Annotated in this window: 7 protein-coding genes and 1 pseudogene; 3 read left to right on the top strand and 5 right to left on the bottom strand. The window is 62.7% G+C overall.

The annotated features are described in order from the left end of the window. Positions 1 to 136: pseudogene (locus tag HCZ87_RS21145) on the top strand (YaeQ family protein); the annotation flags it as partial. 107 nt (positions 137 to 243) lie between these two features. On the opposite strand, the gene HCZ87_RS21140 reads toward HCZ87_RS21145, so the two are convergent. Together HCZ87_RS21140 and HCZ87_RS21135 are read right to left on the bottom strand one after the other, a co-directional pair. Continuing rightward, positions 244 to 411, bottom strand: coding sequence for a hypothetical protein (locus HCZ87_RS21140; protein ID WP_254868711.1), 168 nt, complete (start codon positions 409 to 411; stop codon positions 244 to 246). 171 nt (positions 412 to 582) lie between these two features. Beyond that, complete coding sequence (locus tag HCZ87_RS21135) at positions 583 to 912, bottom strand: hypothetical protein (RefSeq protein WP_254868710.1); 330 nt, start codon at positions 910 to 912, stop codon at positions 583 to 585. A 104-nt stretch (positions 913 to 1,016) separates the two neighbouring features. On the opposite strand from HCZ87_RS21135, the gene HCZ87_RS19670 reads away from it, so the two are divergent. Beyond that, entirely contained in the window at positions 1,017 to 1,337 is a 321-nt protein-coding gene (locus tag HCZ87_RS19670; RefSeq protein WP_167646651.1) for an antibiotic biosynthesis monooxygenase, read from the top strand. Positions 1,338 to 1,398: 61 nt separating this feature from the next. Here the strand turns inward: HCZ87_RS19670 and HCZ87_RS19665 are convergent, their stop codons facing one another. The 3 genes from HCZ87_RS19665 to uvrB form a co-directional block, all read right to left on the bottom strand. After that, positions 1,399 to 2,007, bottom strand: a complete 609-nt coding sequence (locus HCZ87_RS19665; RefSeq protein ID WP_167646649.1) for a hypothetical protein — start codon at positions 2,005 to 2,007, stop codon at positions 1,399 to 1,401. Between the two features lie 45 nt (positions 2,008 to 2,052). Continuing rightward, positions 2,053 to 2,445: a hypothetical protein gene (locus HCZ87_RS19660; protein ID WP_254868709.1), complete on the bottom strand. Its 393-nt coding sequence runs from the start codon at positions 2,443 to 2,445 to the stop codon at positions 2,053 to 2,055. Between the two features lie 142 nt (positions 2,446 to 2,587). Beyond that, a complete protein-coding gene (gene uvrB, locus HCZ87_RS19655; protein ID WP_167646647.1) occupies positions 2,588 to 4,780 on the bottom strand; it encodes an excinuclease ABC subunit UvrB in 2,193 nt (730 codons plus the stop codon). Positions 4,781 to 4,987: 207 nt separating this feature from the next. Here uvrB and HCZ87_RS19650 point away from each other — a divergent pair, with 207 nt between their 5' ends. Continuing rightward, positions 4,988 to 5,299, top strand: coding sequence for an ETC complex I subunit (locus HCZ87_RS19650; RefSeq protein ID WP_167646645.1), 312 nt, complete (start codon positions 4,988 to 4,990; stop codon positions 5,297 to 5,299). Positions 5,300 to 5,453 lie beyond the last annotated feature (154 nt).

Here is a 5,453-nt window from a genome sequence, read left to right as displayed (position 1 = left end):
GGACACCGGCGCGCTGGCCGGGCTGGCCAGCCGCACCATGAAGCTCCAGGTCAATGTGCAGGATGGCGAGGTGATGGTCGGGGTGGATGACAGCATCATCTACGTCACCCCGGTCACATGGAAGGGCGCAGCCTAAGCGCAGACCCTATCAACGCTGAATGGTGACAGACCGCACAGCGGGGCAGGCGGGGTTCTCGTGCGGGGGAGAGGCGTGGCGGCGGGCCTGCCAGCGCGCGGGCCGGGTTAGAACCTCTGCCAGAGCTCCAGCCGCAGCCCGACCCGATGCGCACCAAAGGAGCGCAGCTCCACCCCCGCGATCACCTCGCGCTGCTCGGAGAGCGCATAGCGCAGGGCGGGCAGGAGCTTCCAGGCCAGCTCGCCCCGGTCCGGTTGATAGAGCTCCACCTGCAACAGCGGCGCCAGCCGCTTGCCGGTTGCGTGCAGCCCCAGGGTGCTGTCGAGCTTCCAAGCGCCCGAACCTGTGCCGCGATACCAGTCCCGGCTGAGATCAAAGGAGACCCAGCCGCTCTGCGTGCCTCGGGAGATGCCGCGCCCTTCCGCAAGGCTGGCTGTGTTCCTTCCCTACAATTGGCCCGCGCTCTGCGTGGTGCCGACCATGACTTCAGCCGCCAGCTGCCAGCCCCGGTCTGACTGGCGCAGGGGCAGGCGGGCAAATGCCAGCGCATGGGCGCTGCGAAAGCCCGCATCCGTGCTTTGATGGATATCAAAGCCGAGGCTGAGGCGGGGGGTGAGCCCATAGGCCCCATAGGCGCTGAACTCCTGCCCAGATCCCCGTGCCCGCCCCGAGGTGGACAGAAACCCGTGCCGATGCGCTTCCAGCCACGGGCTTGCCGATGCGGGCGGCGCTTGCCCGATCAGGGCCAGGAAAAGAAAGGCAGCGAATTTGCGCACAACGTGCCCTGACCCTGTTTCATTCTGCTCAGGGTAGATTAGTTTCCTGTCGACATTCAAGCGGGTTGGCATAGTCTCAGAGGAAGGATGCGAAGGAGGACCCCATGCCGACCATTACAAAGAACACGGATGCACAAACGGTGATCACCACCTTTGAGGTCACGCCGGGGACCTGTCAGGATCTCCTGGACGCGCTGGAGGATGCCTATGCGGCGTTCATATCGCATCAGCCGGGGTTCATCGCGGCGGGGCTGCATGTGAATGACGCCCAGACCCGGATCGCCAATTATTCGCAGTGGCAGCGGCGCGAGGATTTCATGGCGATGCTGCGCACCGAGGAGATGCGCAAGCGCAACCGGGTTCTGAACACCCTCTGCCGCAGCTTTGAGCCGGTCATGTATGACGTGGTTGCGACCTTCGACTAAGGCGGCCGCCCTAGGAAAAGGAGGATAAACGGGGCCGGAGCCGGGACGTGATCGGGCCGGTCTAGCCGCGCAGGGGCAGCTGCGGCAGCGACCAGAGCTGCGCAACCCGGACAAGCGTCCTGGGCAGCTCCAGCAGGGCAGAGCGCAGCAGCACCTTGTTCGATTGGATCACCGCCGCGATGCGTTGAAAATGCTTCTGTTGCGTGTTGTCCGGGGTGCGCAGCAACAGGGTTGTGGCCTCTTCCATCGCGGCGATGGTGGCCTGTTTGATCTGCGGCAGGGCCTCGGGTTTGACGGCACGGTGATTCACAAAGAGCGCCTCGTTCAGCTTGGGCTGGGAGGGGTCGAGATTGGCCTCCACCACCGCGCCGATGCGACGTTCCACCAGTGCCAGAGCCTTGGCGATCGGGGCATATTCGCTGCTGCCCCGCAGGCTCTGGGCGCCGGTGCGATAGCTGCGGCGGTAGCAGTCATAGCGATAGATCTTGGGGTTGGCCTGGCAGCGGCGGAAATCCTGTTTCAGCTGCGCCGCGAGCTGATCGGTGGTATCGTCGTTCAGGCGCAGGTTCCAGCCGGGACGGCCGCTGAAACTGCCTTTGGCCTCGGCCTCCTGCGCCGCGTGCATCCAGGTGGTCAGGGCCAGGGTCAGGGCGATCATATACCGGATCATGCGGGTATCCTTTGTGAGGCAGCGGCACGGCAGCGCCGGGCGGTGCTATTCGGGAAAATCGGCACGACATTGCGCCGCCGTCTCCTGCGCGCGCCGCTGGGCGCCGGGCAGGGCGTCCTTGAGGCCACGCAGTTTCTTACGTTCTTCGCCGATATTGATCGAAACCGGGGTCTCGATGGTGCGGTAATAGGTTTCGGGACAGGGATAATAGCCCACGACCTTGCCATCGTGCAGCCTGGGGCAGCTCTGATACACAATTTCGGGCACGGTCTGGCGATGGATCGCATAGCCCCTTGCGATATTGCCCTCGGCAGTCTTGATCTCCTCCAGCAAGCGGGCCTGTTCCCGCGCCCCCTCGCGAATACAGCGCTCTTGCGGGGTGGCGCAGGCGGCGAGCACAGCCAGGGCAGGAAGAAGGAGAACAGCGCGGGGCAACATGGGGGCAACCTATGGCAAAGAAACATCGGCGTCAGAGTGATAACAGCACAAAGCGCTGTGTTATTCGATAGCAACCTCAGGTTTTCAGGCCAGAAAACGCGCTCTCGGCCCTTTCTGGTTGCGCAGCGCAGGGGCTGTCCCGCTACCGCCCCCGACGTTTCACATTGCCACCACGTTGCCCCGCGCGGCCTGCGGTGGAGCGGCCTCGGGTTTTGGTGGCTTGTTCGGCGGCGGCCTCGACGGCGGATTGGCGGGCCAGCGGGTCGTCGGAGATGGCGAGATCCACCGCCTCCAGCCGCTTGACCTCGTCGCGCAGGCGGGCGGCTTCCTCGAATTCCAGGTTCTCCGCCGCGGCGCGCATCTGGGCGCGCAGCCCGTCGAGATGCGCCTCGAAATTGGCGCCGTGCAGGGGTTTATCGACCGTGGCGGTGACGCGCGACATGTCGGTGTCGCCCTCGTAAAGCCCGGCCAGCACGTCATCGACGTTCTTGCGCACGGTTTCTGGGGTGATGCCGTGTTCCTCGTTATAGGCGATCTGTTTTTCGCGGCGGCGGTTGGTCTCGCCGATCGCGCGCTCCATCGAGCCGGTGATGCGGTCGGCATACATGATCACCTTGCCGTCGGCGTTTCGCGCCGCGCGGCCAATGGTCTGAATGAGCGAGGTTTCCGAGCGCAGGAAACCCTCCTTGTCCGCATCCAGAATCGCCACCAGCCCGCATTCGGGAATATCGAGCCCCTCGCGCAAAAGGTTGATCCCGACCAGCACGTCAAAGGCGCCAAGCCGCAGGTCGCGCAGGATTTCGATGCGTTCCAGCGTGTCGATATCAGAGTGCATATAGCGCACCTTGATGCCCTGTTCGTGCAGGTATTCGGTCAGATCCTCCGCCATGCGCTTGGTCAGAACGGTGGCAAGGGTGCGATAGCCGCGCGCCGAGACGCTGCGGATTTCATCCAGCAGGTCATCCACCTGCATATCGACCGGGCGGATCTCCACCTGAGGGTCCAGAAGGCCGGTGGGGCGGATCACCTGTTCGGAGAACACACCACCCGCCTGTTCCAGCTCCCAGGCCGAAGGCGTGGCGGAGACAAAGACCGACTGCGGGCGCATGGCGTCCCATTCCTCGAACTTCAGCGGCCGGTTGTCCATGCAGGAGGGCAGACGGAAGCCATGTTCGGCAAGCGTGGATTTGCGCCGAAAGTCGCCTTTGTACATACCGCCGATCTGGGGCACGGAGACATGGGATTCATCTGCAAAAACAATGGCATTGTCGGGGATGAACTCGAACAGGGTCGGGGGCGGCTCGCCGGGTGCGCGCCCGGTCAGATAGCGCGAGTAATTCTCGATCCCGTTGCAATGGCCGGCGGCCTCCAGCATTTCGATATCAAAATTGCAGCGCTGTTCCAGTCGTTGCGCTTCCAGAAGCTTGCCCTCGCTGGTCAGCACATCCAGCCGCTGGCGCAGCTCCTTCTTGATCTCGATCACCGCCTGATTGAGCGTCGGTTTTGGCGTCACATAGTGCGAATTCGCATAGACGCGGATTTTCTCGAATGTGCCGGTGCGCTCGCCGGTGAGCGGGTCGAATTCGGTGATGCTCTCCAGCTCTTCGCCAAAAAACGACAGCTTCCAGGCGCGGTCCTCAAGGTGGGCGGGGAAGATCTCCAGCGTGTCGCCGCGCACCCGGAAACAGCCGCGCTGGAACGCCTGATCATTGCGCTTGTATTGCTGGGCGACCAGATCGGCCATGATCTGACGCTGGTCGTAGTCCTGCCCGACAATCAGATCCTGCGTCATCGCAGAATAGGTCTCGACCGAGCCGATGCCGTAGATACAGGACACCGAGGCAATAATGATCACGTCGTCGCGTTCCAAGAGCGCCCGGGTGGCCGAGTGGCGCATCCGGTCGATCTGCTCGTTGATCATGCTTTCCTTCTCGATATAGGTGTCCGAACGCGGCACATAGGCTTCGGGCTGGTAGTAGTCGTAAAAGGACACGAAATATTCGACGGCGTTTTCCGGAAAGAAGCCTTTGAACTCGCCATAAAGCTGCGCCGCCAGGGTTTTGTTGGGGGCCAGAATGATCGCCGGGCGCTGTGTTTCCTCAATGACCTTGGCCATGGTGAAGGTCTTGCCGGTGCCGGTCGCGCCCAGAAGCACCTGATCCCGTTCTCCGCTCAGCACACCTGCGCTCAGCTCGGCGATGGCCGTGGGCTGGTCGCCGGCGGGCGAAAAGGCGGTGTGCATCACGAATTTCTTGCCGCCTTCCAGCTTTTCACGCCGTTCGGGGGCGCGGTCGGCCATCATCGGCAGGGATTTGTCGGAATGGGCATAGGGCATCTGCGACTCCTTCGTCGGGCAGGATGTCAGAGTTGGTCACTTTTTGTTCCACTTCAAGGGGCAAGTCAAACATCGACTGCGGCCGGGATCGCAGCGGGGCAGGGTGGCGCGGGCGCAACCCCCAAACAATACGCGACATTTGCGATCTTGCTGCGCGCGCGCGGACGTCGCATATAGGGGCAAAGGAATCTTCTCGAGGAGACAGCCATGCGCGCGCGGATTTACCGGCCAGCACGAAACGCCATGACCTCTGGCATGGCCAAAACGCGGAAATGGGTGCTGGAATACGCCCCTGCAAGCGCGCGTGAGGTGGACCCCTTGATGGGCTGGACGTCGTCTTCGGACACCCAAAGCCAGGTCAAGCTGCGCTTTGACAGCAAGGAAGAGGCACTGGAATACGCCAAGGACCACGGCATCCAGGCCGAGGTACAAGAACCCAAGACCCGCAAGCCGAATGTGCGCCCCGGCGGCTATGGTGACAACTTCGCCACCAATCGGCGCGGCCCCTGGACGCATTGATCCTTTTGCATTGATTGCTTTTTCGGTCAGGGATCGCTGAGCTCCGAAAGGCTCTTTATGGACTGTGGCTAACAGAATTAGGGCGCCCGATGGGCGCCCTTTGTCATTTTGCGTGGTGTTTGCGCGTTAAGCTGCGACCTGGATCGGCTTCACG

Source organism: Phaeobacter sp. HF9A (assembly GCF_011806385.1).
Lineage (GTDB): Bacteria > Pseudomonadota > Alphaproteobacteria > Rhodobacterales > Rhodobacteraceae > Epibacterium.
This window is presented reverse-complemented; position numbering and strand designations above follow the sequence as displayed.